This window comes from Candidatus Nitrosotenuis uzonensis (genome assembly GCF_000723185.1).
GTDB classification, from domain to species: Archaea; Thermoproteota; Nitrososphaeria; order Nitrososphaerales; family Nitrosopumilaceae; genus Nitrosotenuis; species Nitrosotenuis uzonensis.
On the sequence record NZ_CBTY010000009.1, the window covers coordinates 75,877 to 91,827 of the forward strand.

Genomic DNA, 15,951 nt, shown 5'->3' on the forward strand with positions numbered 1-15,951 from the left:
AGAACTAGACAGGGATTACTTCAAAGAACAGTTGTACTGATTTTGTTTTGAACGCATCGTCTGTTATTTGTGCGTCTAATCTGTACATTCCTCGCATCGAATTATCAGGAATTATCATTGAGCCTACAAAATAACCAGCATCATCAGTGGTTCCATTAATGGTGTTTATTACGTTTCCAGCAGGGTTTGTTATTGTAGCAGAAATGTGAACTCCCCTGAAAAATCCAAATGGATGATAGAAATTTGAACCAAGATTAGTCAGAGGATCAAACACTCTTGCAGTGAATTCGTATTTTGATTTCCACTCTACCACATCACTATGCTTGACAAGAAATATCGAATCCTGCTTCGAATCCTCGCTTACAGTATATTCAGACTTTTCAGTTGTATTTTCTATTTGCTGCAGCGTTACATAAAGAAATATTTTTTCCATGACGCCATTTTTCACAACATTTCCGCGTAAATCATACACTGCCCCATATTCGTTAATTGCAAGCAATCGTCCAGTTGCAGCTAGCATTGTTCCATCAGACATAACACCTGATAATCGGAGCATTCTTTCATTTTGGAGAAATAATGCATCTAGTTTGTTGATTTGTTGTGCGCTACCTCCAATTGAGAGATGGCCCTGCTCAAACACCGCTTTGTTGCTAGCAGTTTCTTTATTTAGATCAAGGCGAATCGAAGTGTCCGTAATGGAATCACTTAGAACTCTATATCCCCATCCATGCATCTGGTAGTTCAATGTCTCTGAGTACGATATGCCAGGCACCATTACAATCAGTATGGAAAATGCTGCTGCAGGCAATACCATATTCATAATTTCTTGTTCATTTTACAACTATTAAGATTTAAGCATGCATACTATTCATGCGTCTAAGTTAATATCAAACATCACAAAAAAGATCAAACAATTTGAAATCAGGTAGGAAATCTACGTATGCAGCAATAGGAATAGGCATAGTCGTGATTGCGCTTGCGTCATTCTTTGTTTATTCAGCCGATCAAGCAAAAGCAAGAGGATTTAGCTTTGGGAATCAGCTGCAGGCAATACAGGATCAGCTAAAGCAAACCCAAAACGAGTTTTATTCAAAAAAAATCATGCTAGATGAGAAAGATATAACGACAGAAGAATTTCTCAGATTTGCAGACGAACATTTTGAAAAAATGAATCAGATCATGGCAAAATATGACGAATTGATGCCTCCAGAATCATTTTCGTCTTCGGTCAAACTCTTCAAGATGTCAACACAAAAGCAGATCGAAAGTGATCAATTCTTAGTAGAATGGATACGGAACGGCGATGAATCCAATAAGATTCGCTCAGATCTTCTCTTGCAAGAATCGTTTGAGAGTGAGATGGCAGCTCTTGCATCTTATGAGAAAGCACGCGGAACAGGCTAGAGAAGCCCTTTTTGTTGAAGAAGATCTAGCGTAGGAGATATTGCATCAAGAATACGGCTTTTTTCAAGAGGTATTGATTCTTTGAATTTTATAGGAAATGTAAGACTGAGCATGTCTTGGTCGGTGTGAGCTACTCGTATTCCATGCTGCATTTGGTTTTCTAATAGAAAGTCTTTCCACGCATCTACACGCTGTAATACACTTTCAATTTGACTGTGAAGATACAATACATCCATCTCTTCATCTGAGCCAAACACACCAAATTTTACCATTGGAACGGTAAGATAGCCTCCCGGCACACTCTCATGCTTTTTGTGCATTTGTTCTATTACCTCCATTGCTTTTTCTTCTGGCACTATGGTACCATAATCAGGCACAAAGTATCCCGCTATCTGATGATTTTTATCAAAAACTCTGAAATAATCCTCGTCAAGATCCAGCTTCCACATGCAATGAAAGATTTGTGTCAACTATTATAAATCATGAAAATACAAGAAAACAGGTTGTCAATCACAAAGGGCACGCGCGAATTTTTAGAAGGCCTGATCGATTATTATGTCTCAGAAGCGCCATCATACAGACAAATTGCCCAGACATATTCTCCCGAGGTAGAATCAGTATCAGATGCCGCCTTTGGGGTAATTGCAGGATGCATTTATTCTGCATTTCTGAGAGCATATGAAAATGAAAATAGAACCGTCGAGCTTGAGGATCTACAGGAGTTCCACCAAATACTAAAGGAAAGATCCGCGGCCATAAAAGACGCAATAAACAAACCCCAGTCTCCAGAATGAAATAAATTCACATCTAATAGAATTGCCTTATGTCAGACATCACTCGCTACAAAATTCAGCAAATAGTAGATAACGGTCAGATTGTACAGATATCTATGGCAGAAGATGTGCAGACTGAACCCATCTCACAAAAACAGATGATATTAGATTCGGTTGCAAAAAAACTCGATCCTGAATTAAGAGAACAAGTACAGCCGTTGCTTGAAGCAATACTACAAGCTCAACCAACAATCAAGATCAAAAGTTATGAGCAAACCACGATATCTATTACCATGCCCAGAACAAGATATGAACGGATGGGCAGGCCTCAAGTTGGAGAGATATTAGAAGTAAACATATTCAAATCAAAGTAACTGCTCGATTTCTGAAATGCTTGAAAGCGGCAATGAGCAGCTAAAATTTTTACACACAAACACGGCAGTCTTGTCAGAAAATTGCTTTCCTGCAAAGAATGGATATTTTGAGAGATGGGTAAGCTGACTGGCAGTATTTATCACAACTAGAATCGATTCTGGTAGAAAGCTCTTTGTGAGATAAGCATAGATCTGTTTATCAGATGTTCCAAGAACGGTTATTTCGGTAGGCCCTTGCAAATATGCATAGAGAACGTTTAGAAGATACCCAAAGCCGAATGGATTTTCTGCAGCCATGGTTCCAAACGACTCCATAATTTTAATGGCAATATCAAGAAACTCTTTTTTCTGTGTCAGGTGATACAATCTTAGCATGGCACCTGCGGCAACCGAATTTCCAGATGGCATGGAAAGATCATAATTGTTTTTTGGCCTTATTATCAGGCGCTCATGATTGTCTGCAGTAAAATAAAAGCTTCCATGTTCTGCATCCCAGAAATGTTTCACAAGATATTCTGCCAAGCTTTGCGCGGTATCAAGATATTTTATTTCCGGATTTACCTCAAAAACATCTATTAATGAATTGATTAAGTATGCATAATCTTCAAGATAGCCACGGATTTTGGCGCGGCCATTTTTGTAGGTACGCAACAACAGACCATCTGAGAGCATATTTTGTTCAACAAAGTTTACACATTTTGTGGCAGCGTCAAAATACGTGATGTCATCAGTCACTCTGTATCCCTTTACAAGCGCAGATACCATTAACGCATTCCATGATGTGAGTATTTTATCGTCAAGACCAGGTCTTATGCGGTTTGATCTTAATGTAAGAAGTTTTCTCTCTGCCTCAGATACAATACGGCGTACTTCATCTGGCGTTATTCCAAACTGAAAGGCAACTGTGGAGAGATTAATATTATTATTAAGAATCGATTTGCCTTCGAAATTTCCTCCATCCGTGACATCAAAATAAAGACAGAATACGTCTGCGTCTTTTCCAAGCACGTCTTTGATCTCTTTTTTATTCCAGACATAGTATTTGCCTTCTTCACCTTCAGAGTCAGCATCAAGCGCAGAATAGAATCCACCTTCCGCAGAGCGCATATCACGCAAAACAAAATCCAGTGTTTTCCTTATCACCTCAAGATAAAACGGGTCCTTGGTTATCTGATATGCCTCACAATACACTATAGGTAAAAGTGCGTTGTCATACAGCATTTTTTCAAAATGCGGTACGAGCCACCTCGCATCAGTGGAGTATCTATGGAACCCCCCGCCTATCTGATCAAAGATTCCTCCTTTTGCCATCCTGTTCAGTGTTTTTAGTACAAATTCGTTGAATTTTGAAATTTTTGACATCTTGCCATATCTTAAAAGAAATGAAAGATTTGCTGCGTTTGGAAATTTTGGGGCACCGCCAAAGCCACCATATGTGCTATCAGATATAGACAATAGATTCATTGCTGCCTCATCAAGAAGTGTTTTATCCAGCTTAGTTGGCGTGGTGATAAGATCAGCCTTTTGTAGTGTTTCCATGAAATTTTCTGCGGCTCTGTTCACATCTGAGGGTTTTTCTTTCCAAGCCTGTGCAAGCTGCCTCAAAATGCTTCCAAATCCAGGTCTACCATAGCTGTCAAGTACCGGAAAATACGTACCGACGTAAAACGGCCTCTGATCTGGAGTGAGAAATACGCTAAGCGGCCAACCACCTTGTCCTGTTGCCATCTGACATACCTTCTGATAGATGTCATCGAGATCTGGACGCTCTTCACGATCGACCTTAATGCTAACAAAATTCTCATTCATGATTTGTGCAATATCTTCATTTTCAAATGATTCATGTTCCATAACATGACACCAATGACACGAACTGTACCCTATGCTAAGAAATATTGGCTTGTTTTCAGTAATCGCTTTTTTCAAAGCTTCTTCTCCCCATGGGTACCAGTTTACAGGATTGTGTGCGTGCTGTAAGAGATAAGGACTAGTTTCGTGGATAAGCTGATTTTCAGGCACAGTGTGTTTTGATGTAGCAGAGTATTTGTATTTTTGATCTTCTATCTTTCCTCTAGATCAAATATTGCGGCATTTATCTTTGCAAGAAGCTTTGCCTTTGATTTGTGGGCCTTTTTGTTATAAGAATAGTCCTTTTTTTCCACCAACACACGAAGCTGTGTAAGCTCGCTCAGATTCAGTGCTCTTAACCCATTCTTTGATACAATCTCCAAGAGCTCAATACGCCTGCGATCCTCATCGGTGATATGATCCATGAAAGCAGAACATATGTACTAGGTTTAATTTTTTGGCAACCTTGAAAACAGTTTAAAATGCTGGTTGTTTTTGAGCCCACATGGAATTGATGCGAGCAATGATTCTTGAAAAATTGTCCCCTATTGAGGAAAATCCACTAAATCTAAGGCAGATTGAAAGGCACGGTATAAAAAAATCCAATGAGATATTGATTAGGATTGAGGCTTGCGGGGTTTGCAGATCTCAACTTCACGGTATAGAGGGGGATTGGGTAAAATACGGAATACCGCCAGCATTACCCACCATTCCAGGACACGAAATTGTAGGCACGGTAATTCAAATCGGAAGTGGGGTTACTAAGTTCAGAGTTGGGCAAAGAGCCGGGATTTCGCCTCTTTATGGCTCATGTTTGAGTTGTGACTATTGTGTTCATGGAAAAGAGCATCTTTGTGATATGGCAGAGATCACAGGTGAGTCGCTGTTAGGAGGGTATGCAGAATACATTACGATAACAGAGGACTTTGCAACGCCGGTACCAGATTTTATGAAGCCCGAGTATGCGGCACCGTTGTTTTGTGCGGGAATTACTGCGTACAAAGCTGTAGTTGCCGCAGAGCCGTCAACGGATAAAAAGATAGGCGTATTTGGAGTTGGAGGAGTAGGACACCTAGCAGTTGAGTTTGCAAAAATATTTAATTGCAGAGTAATAGGATTTGCACGAAGTAAATCACATCTTGATGTTGCAAAGAGAATAGGAGCAGATAATGTGATCCAGTACGATCCTAATCAGACTGAATTCCTAACCAATGTAAGAAAAGAAGAAGGACTTTTGGACGCGGCAATTGTTTTTGCGCCTTCCGAATCTGTAACAGATACTGCAATAAACGCAGTCAAAAAAGGCGGCACTATCGTAATAGGCACGTTTGGAAACATACCAAACTTTGATGTGACGCAAGAAAAAACAATCAGAGGCACTCTGATTGGTTCAAGAAAAGACATGGCGGATGTAGTCAGAATTGCAGAACAGAACCAACTTGAAATAGTTTACAAAACATTCCCGTTAGAGAAGGCAAATGATGTTCTAAGAGATCTCAAATATTCAAAAATAGAAGCGCGTGCAGTCCTGACTCCTTAAGTGAACTACTGAACAAGTATGTCGGACTATTATCTATGGCTAAAAGCTAGGGTCTTCTCACCTAAGCTTGATAAAAGAGCATCGCAGAATTACAATAATGAACTGCAAGCGATGTCATCACGTAGCACAGATACATGAATCGGCCATGAATAGCAGTTCACTGATGAAACTAGGTAGGTGCGCCATTCCAGGATGCACGTGCAGACAATATGTTGATTCTATTGAAAAACTTGATGAGGAGCTTTTGTGAAGTTCATATAGTATCTAAGAAACAATAAAACTGTGAAAGAACATCTGTCCTCAGAGGAATTAAAAAAAGAGCTAGATAACATGCTCTCCAAGATTAATGCTCTTGAGATCCTAGCGCAGGATGAGTTCCAAAAAGGTACAGTAAAGATACTACGAAGACTCACAGAGGGACATATTCACTCCATTAATGAGTTTGAGCACCTCAAAAAAGCATTAGATCTGCTGACTTTGCAACTTTTTGAGGTAAAGAACAAACAAAAATCATGATTTTAAAACAGTATCAGAAAGTCCACATTCTTTGCATCTGACAAGTATAGAATTACCAAGATCTACAGACTTTTCCATAGTACCACCGCAGCAAGGGCAATTCATGATTAAGATTCCCCGGAGTCTGTTTTGTTTTTTTCGTTGCAGATAGGCGCGTATTTTGAAACGATTTTGTTTACCAGTCTTTCTCGTTTTTCCGGCTCTGAGTTCCACATTGGATAAATGGACAGGTATAGGTTTGACTCAGAGCCGGCGTTTTGTATCCAGCATTTAAAATGCTCGTTCTTCGTGAAAAAATCAGCCTCAGTCGTTTTTCCAGATTGCCCTACGTATAATATCTCAAAGGTATCCTTTGATCTTTTAAGTAAAAGATACAGCACTTCATCCATCGGAGGACCCCATTTTGAGAGAGGTATTGGGCCCAAAAACTCGTAGCTTAGTATCTGCAATGTCATAATTTGTTCAGGTTTTGGTAGCTTTTTTTCTTTTTTATTGGGGATCACGATAGTTCACAAATGGTTTTAATAGGCATGAATTTTCCTTGGAAATTGAACATAACATGGCAGAACCGCATAACTACAGAACTGTTGGTTATTCTATGATAATGGTTGCAGCATCGCTGGTGGTAATCGCGTTGCTCTATCTTGCAATTGGCGATGATGTATTATACTCAGACAGAGTAGGAAAGCAAAAACAATTTGAATACAACCAGATGCTGGAAGAAATGAAGCAAAAACAAGAATCCGCAGAATCTGGGAAGAACTTATCCATCGGTCTTGACGAGAATATGAATATGGATAATAGGCCCTAGTCTACCTATATCCATTGGAAAAATCCTCCCAAAAATTCAGGTTTGATGTAAACTGATTCATTTTAAACAATGCACCTCCTATTATGCCAGCATGGTAAAATGCATATAGATACACTTGCGAGTTTGACGGTTCGGTATGTGCTAGACTCATAGCAATCATCGAGAAGAAAATGAACGTTCCAACAAAGCTCACTATACTGTTGACTATTCCACTAAGACCGATGATTCGTTTTGTCGCTATTGCCATAAGCGATATGCTAGATACTATCAGAAATGTCAGGCCACCATTATTTGAGACAAATGAGGACATCCAGTCAACAAGGCCAACATCAAGAACCGATTTTTCAGGCATGTGAATTCCGCCGTTTAATGCAAATGAAACGGAGCTAAATAGACCACCTATTATAAAAAATCCCAACAATATCTTGATTATTCCTCTTTTTATTGGACTTCGAGTCTCTGATGGTTTTACCGCTCGTTCCGTTATTTTTAGTCCAAACAAAAATCCTATTGCCACTGATGGAAAATACATGATCTCAGACAGTAATGGGGCTTCAGCTGTTATTGCGTGTATTTGCGGAGCGAATACCAGAAACATCAGTATCGCAAGCAATGCGGCACCGCCAAATAAAGCCAAATTTAAGAACGAAAAGTGTCGCGACTCAGAGAGATCCGCGTTCCAGTTGTACATTTTATTGGATTTATGAAATCCGATTAAAGAAAATGAAGGAAAATCATTTGTTCAATTAATCAATTTTTGCTACGATGTATAATAGAAAGTCAAAGTAACAGATTGCAGTATATTAAAAAAATTTGGCGACAGATGTCATTGCGTTTTGTGTTCGCCTTTCATCTGACCGTGGCCTTCTTTCTTGGTATGGTCACCTTTCATATCGTGGCCTTCTTTCTTGGTATGGTCACCTTTCATATCGTGGCCTTCTTTCTTGGTATGGTCACCTTTCATATCGTGGCCTTCTTTGTCATGTTTACCATCCTTCATCATTTTATCCATATGTTCAACCATACTCATTGATTCCATTTTTTTCAGCATATCTTGTAGTTTTTTGCTAAATTGTGCTTTTTCATCAGCGTTAAGAGTAGCCCATTTTTCTTTGAGTTGGTTTTGGTGCTTTTTATGTATCAGATCCATTTGTTTTAGAATCGATTCCAAGCTGACAGCATCTGATGCCATAGTCTGTGAGTCGCCCGACATAGATGGACTCAAGGCACAGAGTTGATCACCACATACTTTGACAGGGGCGTTTTTGCCGAAGGGTTGGTTTTTGGTTCCTGTTGATTTAGCAGCATCAGCTACGCCAATCTGGCTTTCAATAAGCACAGTGCTACCCATCACAACTGAAATTACCAAGGCCATCAAAGAGAGTAGATTTTTCATGTCATTGTTAATGCAACAAGTTGTTAAAAACTAATTGGTCGATTATCATCTTATATTTTTAGCAAGTTATCAATATACAGCAAAGTTATCTGAATAAACAATTTATTGTGTAAATTCCAACATAGAAAATGCCTCAGGATGTTTGGATAGGGAAAATTTTTCTGAAAGATGAGGGAGGTTATGAAATAATACTACGAGCCCTAGAGCACTATGTACGCAGGCTCAAGTCAATAGACAGATCGCCTGAGCTGAGGAGTACACCAATGTTCGTACAGATCGTTCAACAGGAAGCGGCAAAAACATGTCCGCGTGTAGAACAACTGATGGAAAAAATAAAAAACGCACTACAGAATCCACAGTTGTTAGATAGAATTCAAGAAGACATACCACTAATAGAAAAGGCTCTTGAATGCTACATGTCAGATATTCAAAAACATCAGAATAATACTGACGAGTTTTATGCAAATGTGTTATCAGGTAACAAATTTGCGTTAATTGATTTACAAAACATCAGCACTGCATTAGAAAAACTAAAGCAGTTCTGCTAACATAGTATCTATGTAGTGATTTATGCACCGTAAACTAGCGATAATTATTGGATTGATTATAATCTTGTTTGGAGCGATATTTCAGTTCCAGGGAATGGGTGAGATAGGCCCCGAATCATCTTTTATGTATCACAATAGAGACTGGATTGATTATGGAATGGCAATGATAATTGTAGGAGCAATAATTTCTACCGTAGGAGCATTTTTCTTGCGACGCTAGTCTGTTGCATGTAATGTGACTGAGCTTCTGACATGCTTTAGTTGCCGTATCTTAAAAGATATTACATCATCCATTTCCCTCTGTGTATTAGTCTGAATTTCTGCTACAATGTCATATGCCCCGTATGTTACAATCGCGGCCTTAATTCCATCAATGGATTTAAGGGCAGATATCACAGATTCTTCTGTTCCCATTTCACAGCTAAGCAGCAAGTACGCTTTCTGCATCACAATCACTTTAGATTCAAGATATTGAGCGAGTTTGTACGTAAATCAAATACACGAATGAGATGATTGTTCGTGTCCGTGATGTACAATTTATCTCCATAGTATTTTACATCACTTGGCTCATAAAGTGGAAGTATGCTACACTCAGGATTATCAGGCAGGCACAATAGATTTTTCTCTGTTTTTCCTACAAGCGTCAGTACTTGATTATTTTTAAGATCAATTGTCCTTATTGCGGAATTGTATGTGTCAGCTACAAATATTGTTTCACCAAAGACGCATAAACCCAACGGATGTTGGAACAATGCATCATCCATATGACCATCGCGATGTCCAAACTCAAACAGGCCATGTCCCACCAGCGTCTTTACTGTTTTCGTACATAGATCAATCTGCCTTATTGCAGAGACTTCGCTATCTGCAAAATACAATTTATCCCCATGTACAAAAACGCCACTTGGTTGCGCTAACTGTGCATCTCTTGCAGGTCCGTCAATTATGTTCTCTTGTCCCGTGCCTGCGAAAGGCAATACCATTTTTGTTTGTATGTCATATGTCCAAATCTGATGGTTCCCGGCCATGGCTACATACACGATGTCATCTTTGCAGGCAACATCCCACGGTGAACTAAGTGCGGTTGAAGTGCCATCACCTCCTGGTGAGATCCATGGTCCCTGCACACCGGTGCCTGCCACAGTAAGAACAGTTCTGGTCTCAAAATCAATTTTTCGTATTGCGTGATTTTCTGTGTCTGCGACAAATAGAATCTTATCGTTCCATGCAAGACCCTGTGGCCTGAAAAACTTGCACAAATCAAACGAGCCATCCACAAGGCCCTCATGACCACTTCCAATAACATGCTCTATTTTACCAGATAGATCAGATATCAATATCCGGTTATGATTTGAATCAGAGATTGCAATTTTGCCTACATCGGAGATTGCCAGTTTGCCAGGAAATGAGAGGAGAGCGGAAGGTATTTTCTTAGAACTGTGAATTGTGGGCAGTTCCCTAGCAAGCGTGCCTTTCCTGGAATGTTTTTCTAACAATACATCAACTACATCGGAGATTTCCTCTTTCCTGCCCTCTCCTGCCTGCTTGTAAACTACGGTTCCACACGGATCAATTATCACGATGGTTGGCCATGCATTTATGCCAAAACTTTGCCAGATCTGCATTTTTCTGTCCACTACCACAGGATGACTTATGTTATAACGTAGCACGGCATTACGGACGTTATCCGCGTCTTGCTCTGCGAAGAATTTGCCAGAATGAACGCCTATGAATACAACTTGCCGATCTTTGTATTTTTTCTCCAATTCTGCCAGAGTTGGAAGCGTGTGCATGCAGTTGATACAGCAATAAGTCCAAAAATCCAGCACCACCACGTTCCCCTTAAGACGATCAGAGCTCAGTGGCTCGTCTGTATTTATCCATTCAAATCCGTCTGGAAATTCTGGAGCCTTTGTAACGGTAAAGAAACCTTCAAACATGTATTGTTTTGGTAGTTTCAAAAATAAAAATCAATAATCAGTGTCCGCCGCCAGTGGGAACAGTAATTCCAGCACATGATTTGACCTTGGCATCTGCAATTTTCCAGTTAGTGAATGACCAGTACTGTCCCTGCTCGTGCTTTAGCTTTATCTCATCGCACGTCATCAGTTCCAGCTCAGCTTTTTCTTGTTCCTCAAGTGGGACCATGACCATCTGTTTGTGCAATACCACGTAACCGCCAAAGCCAGCACCTAGCACTAGAAACACTATGCCTATGATGAAGATCGGATCCATCATCGGTAGCCGTTGATTTGGTAGCTATTTTATCTTTATGAATCAGATCGACGTGTTTAGCTCCAAACTTTTTCTTTGAACGTCCATTTTTTATTCAAAATAAAGTTACTAAGTGCGGCACAAAATACTGCTGTGATCAACGCTATAGGATAGTCTATACGATATTGGTCAACAAGCAAGTAAACCATACCTATCTGTGCAAGCGCTCCTAGTGAACTGAACCCTATGAATTTACCATATTGTATCAATGTATGCTTCGGTGTAAAGTCACGGTCCTCAAATGTCCACATCTTATTCAGAACAAAGTTGCTTGTCATAGATACAACTATGCCTATAATTGTAGCATGAATATACCATAGATGAGTTACCACGCCAGAAAATAGCGACGAAATTAGATAGTTTATCCCAAGCCCTATTGCACCTATGCTGTAAAACCTTCCTGCCTTTGAGAGAAATCCCACTGATGGTCGTTTTTCTTCACGAGCTGCTGCCTTTCCATGGCGATACAAATTCCAGACGGCACGAAGATAGTCAGTTACAGTCCTAAAGTCAAGCTTGCTTGAGCCAAATTTGCGATTTGTGAACGTATATGGGATCTCAAGGATTTTTGCATTCTTCTTTTTTACCAGAATCTCCAAGAGCATCTTATAACCTATGGCGTCAAATTTGAGTCCTTGAATTACCTGGCGCCTGAATGCAAAAAATCCTGACATCGGGTCCTTTGCAGAAACTCCCAGTCCGTGTTTTGCAATAAAAGTAGCAGTTTTGCTCATTATCTTTCTTTTCAGTGTCCAGCCATCAATTGAACCGCCCTTTACATAGCGCGATGCGATGACAATATCGTATTTTGTATGTTTTAACGCGTCAAGCATTTTCGGTAAGAGGTTTGGAGGATGAGACAGATCGCTGTCCATGACTACTATGGTATTTCCTGTAGCGTATTGAATTCCCTTCAGTATTGCAGAGCTAAGTCCTTCTTTTGTCTTTCTGTGTATAATATCAATAGTATGATTTGCGAGTTTTTTTACACTTTGCAAATATTCTTCCACTATCTTACCTGTTCCATCAGGGGAATTATCATCTACCACTATGGTCTGGGCGGTGGCATTCTTTGGAAGGTTTTCCTCAATTGATTTTAGCACTTGCAGTATGTTTTTTGATTCATTATACGTGGGAACTATGATGGAAATCTGAGCTGCTTTTGTGCCAGAGCTGACCTCATCAAACATAATTGATTTTGCCCGAAAATACAGATATTAATTTGTAATCAAAACAGTTCACGCCCAAGTTAAATTCTTTAAAAACCTGCCAGAAGAGGGTCTTTTGGCTTTAAGATCTCACGCAGGACAATCGTCGCATACGAGCCTCGAGGTAGCATGAATTTTATTGTGTCAGCGCAGGCAGCAAAATCTGCACATTTTATACAGGCAGATCTGAATCCTCCTTCCGAGCTTAGTTCCTGCATCTCCTTAAAGTAAAAGTCTTTTGCAGAGATCTCCTCATTTTCAAGTATCCTACCAAGTATGCTCTCAAATCGTGTCTTTTTAAAATACGAATATCCAATTATCGGAATCGCAAGTTTCTGATTCGGATCCATTTCGAATCTTCCAAGGTTGGAATTTTTGTCATAGCAGACATCGCCTGCTTGAGGCTCAAATAGTTCTTCACCGCTTTGGTATGCGCTGCTCAGAGTTAGGTTGAATAGGTATGACTGATACGCGTCCACGTAGAATCTCCTCATTGAGAGAGGTAATCTGGCAAAGGCCTTCTGTGGATTTTGATGTGCTATCATTTCTTGTAGTAGTATTTTTTCAATGTCCATCCCAGGTGGAATCTGCTGCAATGCTTCTGCATATTTAGATGGGTCTGACATAATTTTTCTGAGCGCAGTGTTCTTTTCATCATCATACTCAGATATGAAAGAGAGCGCAAGACTTAGTGCATCGGAAAATCGTCTTTGCACTAGCGCCTTTCCAACAAGATGAGTTACAGCTCGTTTAGAGCCGAATCTTTGATATCCATAAAAATTCAATATGCGATCGTATTCATTAAACGCAGATATGTCAGCAGACAGGCCTGTGACCTTTATGGTAAACCTATTTCCAATCATATCCTTTGCAGATAGAGGTTTTGAAACAAAGCCAATCAGAGTTAGCGATATTTTTGCATCAGTAACGTCTGACAGTATTTTGTTTTTTCCAGTAGAACATACGAATTGTTCTGTGAGTGCAGATGCGTCCTTTAGGCCAAGTGCTTTCAGTCTTGCACCATGTACCCTGTAGATTCTCTCTAGAGCGTGTGTCGTATCGATTCCGTATTTTTTTAGTTTGTAGACAGCAAATCCATCATTTTGCGAGCTTGATATCCTCACTCTTTCCGATATAATCTCGCTTACCACAAAATCCTCGAATCTGTTTTTAATTACGCCGCTGCTACCTTCAAATCGCGTCGTGTAGACTAGAATTCCAATGTTTTCATCTATTTTTGGTATCACTGTGTCACGATAACTGTGATATATTGCGAAACAGTCACGTCTGTAGTTCTTGCAGAAATCAATATTTTGTACGTGTCGGGTAGTGCAGACTCATCAGCAGTTATGAGCACAGGTATGATTTTTGTTGCACCTGCAACTACACTTTGCGGCACAAGATCAACTGTTACATCGCCAAACACAGAGGATGTCTTTGATGAAACATCGGCGCTACTGGTTGTGCTCAGGTTTACCTCTACTTGGGCCGATTGGCCACGAGGTATTTTGAGCGTTGTTTGCGATACGCTCAGTTCCACAGGAAGCGGTTTTGTCAGGTCGACAACTCCGATGTTATTTTCGACCCATTCTGTGAACCAGACTTTGTCACCTGCCGCCTTGAAGCCAAATACCTGGGCAATGCCACAGTCTTTATTGCCTCCGCAATCTGCCCAGTTAGGGTTCTTTGAAGGCACGTGATATTCAATTAATGACTCTGTGATAGTATCAAATACTGCAATTGCGTTTCCTATCTGTTCATTAAACACTATTTTGTCCCCATCCGTTTGAATCCAGTAGGGTCCTGTGACAGGTGTTTTTATCACGCCAGTGCGATTGCCATACGTTTCTGGGATTGCATCAGATGTCATGTATTTTGTGAACTTTTGTAGTACAGGATCAAACTTAAAAAAGGAGCTGCTGGACGTATCTGCAATCCAGACATTATCTGACTTGTCAATTGCAAGCCCTACTGGAGTGCCCAAGTCTGGAGGCAGATTGAACACATCAGAATACTGTAGTGATGTAGAGTTATCAGGTATGGTAGAAAGCCCGGAAAACTGTGCATAGTCGAACTTTACCAGGGCCCCCCCTTGCCTTAACATCCAGTTTGTGTACCATACGCTTCCCTTCGAATCAAAATCAAACCCTCCAGTAAACGAGCCAGCTATTGGAGATGGAACATTAAGATACGTGCGGTTCTGATTCAAGTCCAAGAAGCTTATCTTGCCTCCGTAAAAGTCATTGACTACAACGTGGTTATTTCTGATTTTGAGATGCTGTGGAAGCGACTCGGTGCTTGGTGGAAATCCTATTGGATGGTACGTTCCGTCCTGTGTTGAGAATCTCCAAATCGCATTATGTGCATCATCTGTGAACCAGACATTTCCATTAGAATAATCCATACCCCATACCATCGTTCTTGTCATTTCTGTCCATTCAGGATTTTCATACTCGGTAAACTTTTTTGAGAGTGGATCAAACTTTGCAACCATGCCAGTAGTGGTCTGTGCGAACCAGACATTTCCAGCCTCATCCACAGTAACTGCAAGCGGCATTGTGCACTTTGTTGGGATTTTGTATTCTGTTACATATGCGTTTGATTTTGCCTCGCTTGATTGGCAGAATTGTTCCCTTCGTAGATCAGGAAAGTGGTCTTCAGGAGTTCCAGTTATGGTAAGCTTTGCCTCTGGATTTTGCATAGGCCCGGAATTTAGTGCGAGTGTGACTGTAGAAGTAACAAGAATTACCGCAAAAAATGCGGCCACTATTATTCCCTTTGTCCTTTGTTTCACATGTGCTTTTCAAGGCTACCATGTTATATCTTTTTTATAACAGCTTGAGGTGTTTTGTGATTTTATCAACCAGATCCTCGGGAGCAGGTCCAATTGAAATGCATGTAAGTGTTCCAGGTGCAATTTGGGTATGACCAGCATCTGTAACTTCAGACCATGGAAGATTCAGATCAATTGCAGTTCTCTTTATCTGTTCAAGCTCAGTTTCAGTGTTTACTTTTAGCACTATCTTTTCCTGACCGCCCCACCATTTCGAAAACCAGTCAGGGTGAGATTTACGTACATTTTCTGCGCCAAGAACGCAGGCGTGACCTACCTGTGCTGCGATTTTGCCTTTTCCCATTCCCAGATCGGTTCTAACTACAATTACCTGTTTTATCTCTCCCATAAACAACTCACAAAAAGACCATTGAAAAAATTTGCGCTAGTTAGCGTGATAAGTTAAATTAATGCGCACGCGAAAGC

23 protein-coding genes are annotated in these 15,951 nt (G+C 40.3%); 9 read left to right on the forward strand and 14 right to left on the reverse strand.

The window, feature by feature from the left end; translation table 11 throughout:
* Positions 1–4: 4 nt before the first annotated feature.
* Positions 5–820, reverse strand: a complete 816-nt coding sequence (locus NITUZ_RS05570; RefSeq protein ID WP_048196291.1) for a hypothetical protein — start codon at positions 818–820, stop codon at positions 5–7.
* A 95-nt stretch (positions 821–915) separates the two neighbouring features.
* On the opposite strand from NITUZ_RS05570, the gene NITUZ_RS05575 reads away from it, so the two are divergent.
* Positions 916–1,404, forward strand: coding sequence for a hypothetical protein (locus NITUZ_RS05575; RefSeq protein ID WP_052370105.1), 489 nt, complete (start codon positions 916–918; stop codon positions 1,402–1,404).
* On the opposite strand, the gene NITUZ_RS05580 is transcribed toward NITUZ_RS05575, so the two are convergent.
* Entirely contained in the window at positions 1,401–1,853 is a 453-nt protein-coding gene (locus tag NITUZ_RS05580) for a hypothetical protein (protein WP_048196293.1), read from the reverse strand. The genes NITUZ_RS05575 and NITUZ_RS05580 overlap by 4 nt on opposite strands.
* Positions 1,854–1,886: 33 nt before the next feature.
* Between NITUZ_RS05580 and NITUZ_RS05585 the strand changes: the two genes are divergently transcribed.
* Together NITUZ_RS05585 and NITUZ_RS05590 are read left to right on the forward strand one after the other, a co-directional pair.
* Entirely contained in the window at positions 1,887–2,198 is a 312-nt protein-coding gene (locus NITUZ_RS05585; RefSeq protein WP_239654929.1) for a hypothetical protein, read from the forward strand.
* A gap of 29 nt (positions 2,199–2,227) precedes the next feature.
* Positions 2,228–2,551: a hypothetical protein gene (locus tag NITUZ_RS05590; RefSeq protein WP_048196296.1), complete on the forward strand. Its 324-nt coding sequence runs from the start codon at positions 2,228–2,230 to the stop codon at positions 2,549–2,551.
* On the opposite strand, the gene NITUZ_RS05595 is transcribed toward NITUZ_RS05590, so the two are convergent.
* Both NITUZ_RS05595 and NITUZ_RS05600 read right to left on the reverse strand, forming a co-directional pair.
* Positions 2,543–4,570 carry a thioredoxin domain-containing protein gene (locus NITUZ_RS05595; protein ID WP_048196298.1) on the reverse strand — a complete coding sequence of 676 codons (2,028 nt, stop codon included), beginning with the start codon at positions 4,568–4,570 and terminating at the stop codon, positions 2,543–2,545. The genes NITUZ_RS05590 and NITUZ_RS05595 overlap by 9 nt on opposite strands.
* A gap of 41 nt (positions 4,571–4,611) precedes the next feature.
* Positions 4,612–4,824, reverse strand: coding sequence for a hypothetical protein (locus tag NITUZ_RS05600; RefSeq protein WP_048196300.1), 213 nt, complete (start codon positions 4,822–4,824; stop codon positions 4,612–4,614).
* Between the two features lie 80 nt (positions 4,825–4,904).
* Here NITUZ_RS05600 and NITUZ_RS05605 point away from each other — a divergent pair, with 80 nt between their 5' ends.
* The 3 genes from NITUZ_RS05605 to NITUZ_RS05610 all read left to right on the forward strand — a co-directional run bounded on the left by NITUZ_RS05605 (position 4,905) and on the right by NITUZ_RS05610 (position 6,455).
* A complete protein-coding gene (locus tag NITUZ_RS05605) occupies positions 4,905–5,939 on the forward strand; it encodes an alcohol dehydrogenase catalytic domain-containing protein (RefSeq protein WP_048196302.1) in 1,035 nt (344 codons plus the stop codon).
* Positions 5,940–6,036: 97 nt separating this feature from the next.
* Positions 6,037–6,189 (forward strand): hypothetical protein, encoded by a 153-nt coding sequence (locus NITUZ_RS10155; protein ID WP_177309464.1) that lies wholly within the window; start codon positions 6,037–6,039, stop codon positions 6,187–6,189.
* Between the two features lie 80 nt (positions 6,190–6,269).
* Positions 6,270–6,455 carry a hypothetical protein gene (locus NITUZ_RS05610; protein WP_420887317.1) on the forward strand — a complete coding sequence of 62 codons (186 nt, stop codon included), beginning with the start codon at positions 6,270–6,272 and terminating at the stop codon, positions 6,453–6,455.
* Positions 6,456–6,562: 107 nt separating this feature from the next.
* Here the strand turns inward: NITUZ_RS05610 and NITUZ_RS05615 are convergent, their stop codons facing one another.
* Entirely contained in the window at positions 6,563–6,910 is a 348-nt protein-coding gene (locus NITUZ_RS05615; RefSeq protein ID WP_048196917.1) for a hypothetical protein, read from the reverse strand.
* A gap of 86 nt (positions 6,911–6,996) precedes the next feature.
* Between NITUZ_RS05615 and NITUZ_RS05620 the strand changes: the two genes are divergently transcribed.
* Complete coding sequence (locus NITUZ_RS05620; protein WP_048196306.1) at positions 6,997–7,266, forward strand: hypothetical protein; 270 nt, start codon at positions 6,997–6,999, stop codon at positions 7,264–7,266.
* 1 nt (position 7,267) lies between these two features.
* On the opposite strand, the gene NITUZ_RS05625 is transcribed toward NITUZ_RS05620, so the two are convergent.
* Positions 7,268–7,957: a hypothetical protein gene (locus NITUZ_RS05625; protein ID WP_048196308.1), complete on the reverse strand. Its 690-nt coding sequence runs from the start codon at positions 7,955–7,957 to the stop codon at positions 7,268–7,270.
* 135 nt (positions 7,958–8,092) lie between these two features.
* Entirely contained in the window at positions 8,093–8,662 is a 570-nt protein-coding gene (locus NITUZ_RS05630; RefSeq protein WP_048196311.1) for a hypothetical protein, read from the reverse strand.
* A 128-nt stretch (positions 8,663–8,790) separates the two neighbouring features.
* Here NITUZ_RS05630 and NITUZ_RS05635 point away from each other — a divergent pair, with 128 nt between their 5' ends.
* Together NITUZ_RS05635 and NITUZ_RS05640 are read left to right on the forward strand one after the other, a co-directional pair.
* Positions 8,791–9,210, forward strand: a complete 420-nt coding sequence (locus NITUZ_RS05635) for a hypothetical protein (protein WP_048196314.1) — start codon at positions 8,791–8,793, stop codon at positions 9,208–9,210.
* 22 nt (positions 9,211–9,232) lie between these two features.
* On the forward strand, positions 9,233–9,430 hold the full coding sequence (locus NITUZ_RS05640) for a hypothetical protein (RefSeq protein ID WP_048196317.1): 198 nt from the start codon (positions 9,233–9,235) through the stop codon (positions 9,428–9,430).
* Here the strand turns inward: NITUZ_RS05640 and NITUZ_RS05645 are convergent.
* From NITUZ_RS05645 to pth2, 7 genes are all read right to left on the reverse strand, one after another.
* A complete protein-coding gene (locus NITUZ_RS05645) occupies positions 9,427–9,657 on the reverse strand; it encodes an Lrp/AsnC ligand binding domain-containing protein (RefSeq protein WP_048196919.1) in 231 nt (76 codons plus the stop codon). The genes NITUZ_RS05640 and NITUZ_RS05645 overlap by 4 nt on opposite strands.
* Before the next feature lie 5 nt (positions 9,658–9,662).
* Entirely contained in the window at positions 9,663–11,150 is a 1,488-nt protein-coding gene (locus tag NITUZ_RS05650; protein WP_048196320.1) for a thioredoxin-like domain-containing protein, read from the reverse strand.
* Positions 11,151–11,187: 37 nt separating this feature from the next.
* Positions 11,188–11,448: a hypothetical protein gene (locus tag NITUZ_RS05655; protein WP_155991401.1), complete on the reverse strand. Its 261-nt coding sequence runs from the start codon at positions 11,446–11,448 to the stop codon at positions 11,188–11,190.
* Between the two features lie 53 nt (positions 11,449–11,501).
* On the reverse strand, positions 11,502–12,674 hold the full coding sequence (locus NITUZ_RS05660; RefSeq protein ID WP_048196324.1) for a glycosyltransferase: 1,173 nt from the start codon (positions 12,672–12,674) through the stop codon (positions 11,502–11,504).
* 68 nt (positions 12,675–12,742) lie between these two features.
* A complete protein-coding gene (gene truD / locus NITUZ_RS05665; RefSeq protein ID WP_048196327.1) occupies positions 12,743–13,939 on the reverse strand; it encodes a tRNA pseudouridine(13) synthase TruD in 1,197 nt (398 codons plus the stop codon).
* A complete protein-coding gene (locus NITUZ_RS05670; RefSeq protein WP_048196330.1) occupies positions 13,936–15,486 on the reverse strand; it encodes an NHL repeat-containing protein in 1,551 nt (516 codons plus the stop codon). Before NITUZ_RS05670 ends, truD begins: the two co-directional genes overlap by 4 nt.
* Positions 15,487–15,520: 34 nt before the next feature.
* Positions 15,521–15,874 carry a peptidyl-tRNA hydrolase Pth2 gene (pth2, locus tag NITUZ_RS05675; protein WP_048196333.1) on the reverse strand — a complete coding sequence of 118 codons (354 nt, stop codon included), beginning with the start codon at positions 15,872–15,874 and terminating at the stop codon, positions 15,521–15,523.
* Positions 15,875–15,951: the final 77 nt, after the last annotated feature.

What these genes read in the sequence shown, in the direction of transcription:
- NITUZ_RS05570 (WP_048196291.1), bottom strand. Translation starts at nt 820, where the DNA reads ATGAATATGGTATTGCCTGCAGCAGCATTTTCCATACTGATTGTAATG.
- NITUZ_RS05580 (WP_048196293.1), bottom strand. Translation starts at nt 1,853, where the DNA reads ATGTGGAAGCTGGATCTTGACGAGGATTATTTCAGAGTTTTTGATAAA.
- NITUZ_RS05585 (WP_239654929.1), top strand. Translation starts at nt 1,887, where the DNA reads ATGAAAATACAAGAAAACAGGTTGTCAATCACAAAGGGCACGCGCGAA.
- NITUZ_RS05590 (WP_048196296.1), top strand. Translation starts at nt 2,228, where the DNA reads ATGTCAGACATCACTCGCTACAAAATTCAGCAAATAGTAGATAACGGT.
- NITUZ_RS05600 (WP_048196300.1), bottom strand. Translation starts at nt 4,824, where the DNA reads ATGGATCATATCACCGATGAGGATCGCAGGCGTATTGAGCTCTTGGAG.
- NITUZ_RS05605 (WP_048196302.1), top strand. Translation starts at nt 4,905, where the DNA reads ATGGAATTGATGCGAGCAATGATTCTTGAAAAATTGTCCCCTATTGAG.
- NITUZ_RS10155 (WP_177309464.1), top strand. Translation starts at nt 6,037, where the DNA reads ATGAACTGCAAGCGATGTCATCACGTAGCACAGATACATGAATCGGCC.
- NITUZ_RS05610 (WP_420887317.1), top strand. Translation starts at nt 6,270, where the DNA reads ATGCTCTCCAAGATTAATGCTCTTGAGATCCTAGCGCAGGATGAGTTC.
- NITUZ_RS05615 (WP_048196917.1), bottom strand. Translation starts at nt 6,910, where the DNA reads ATGACATTGCAGATACTAAGCTACGAGTTTTTGGGCCCAATACCTCTC.
- NITUZ_RS05625 (WP_048196308.1), bottom strand. Translation starts at nt 7,957, where the DNA reads ATGTACAACTGGAACGCGGATCTCTCTGAGTCGCGACACTTTTCGTTC.
- NITUZ_RS05630 (WP_048196311.1), bottom strand. Translation starts at nt 8,662, where the DNA reads ATGAAAAATCTACTCTCTTTGATGGCCTTGGTAATTTCAGTTGTGATG.
- NITUZ_RS05635 (WP_048196314.1), top strand. Translation starts at nt 8,791, where the DNA reads ATGCCTCAGGATGTTTGGATAGGGAAAATTTTTCTGAAAGATGAGGGA.
- NITUZ_RS05640 (WP_048196317.1), top strand. Translation starts at nt 9,233, where the DNA reads ATGCACCGTAAACTAGCGATAATTATTGGATTGATTATAATCTTGTTT.
- NITUZ_RS05645 (WP_048196919.1), bottom strand. Translation starts at nt 9,657, where the DNA reads ATGCAGAAAGCGTACTTGCTGCTTAGCTGTGAAATGGGAACAGAAGAA.
- NITUZ_RS05650 (WP_048196320.1), bottom strand. Translation starts at nt 11,150, where the DNA reads ATGTTTGAAGGTTTCTTTACCGTTACAAAGGCTCCAGAATTTCCAGAC.
- NITUZ_RS05655 (WP_155991401.1), bottom strand. Translation starts at nt 11,448, where the DNA reads ATGATGGATCCGATCTTCATCATAGGCATAGTGTTTCTAGTGCTAGGT.
- NITUZ_RS05660 (WP_048196324.1), bottom strand. Translation starts at nt 12,674, where the DNA reads ATGTTTGATGAGGTCAGCTCTGGCACAAAAGCAGCTCAGATTTCCATC.
- pth2 (WP_048196333.1), bottom strand. Translation starts at nt 15,874, where the DNA reads ATGGGAGAGATAAAACAGGTAATTGTAGTTAGAACCGATCTGGGAATG.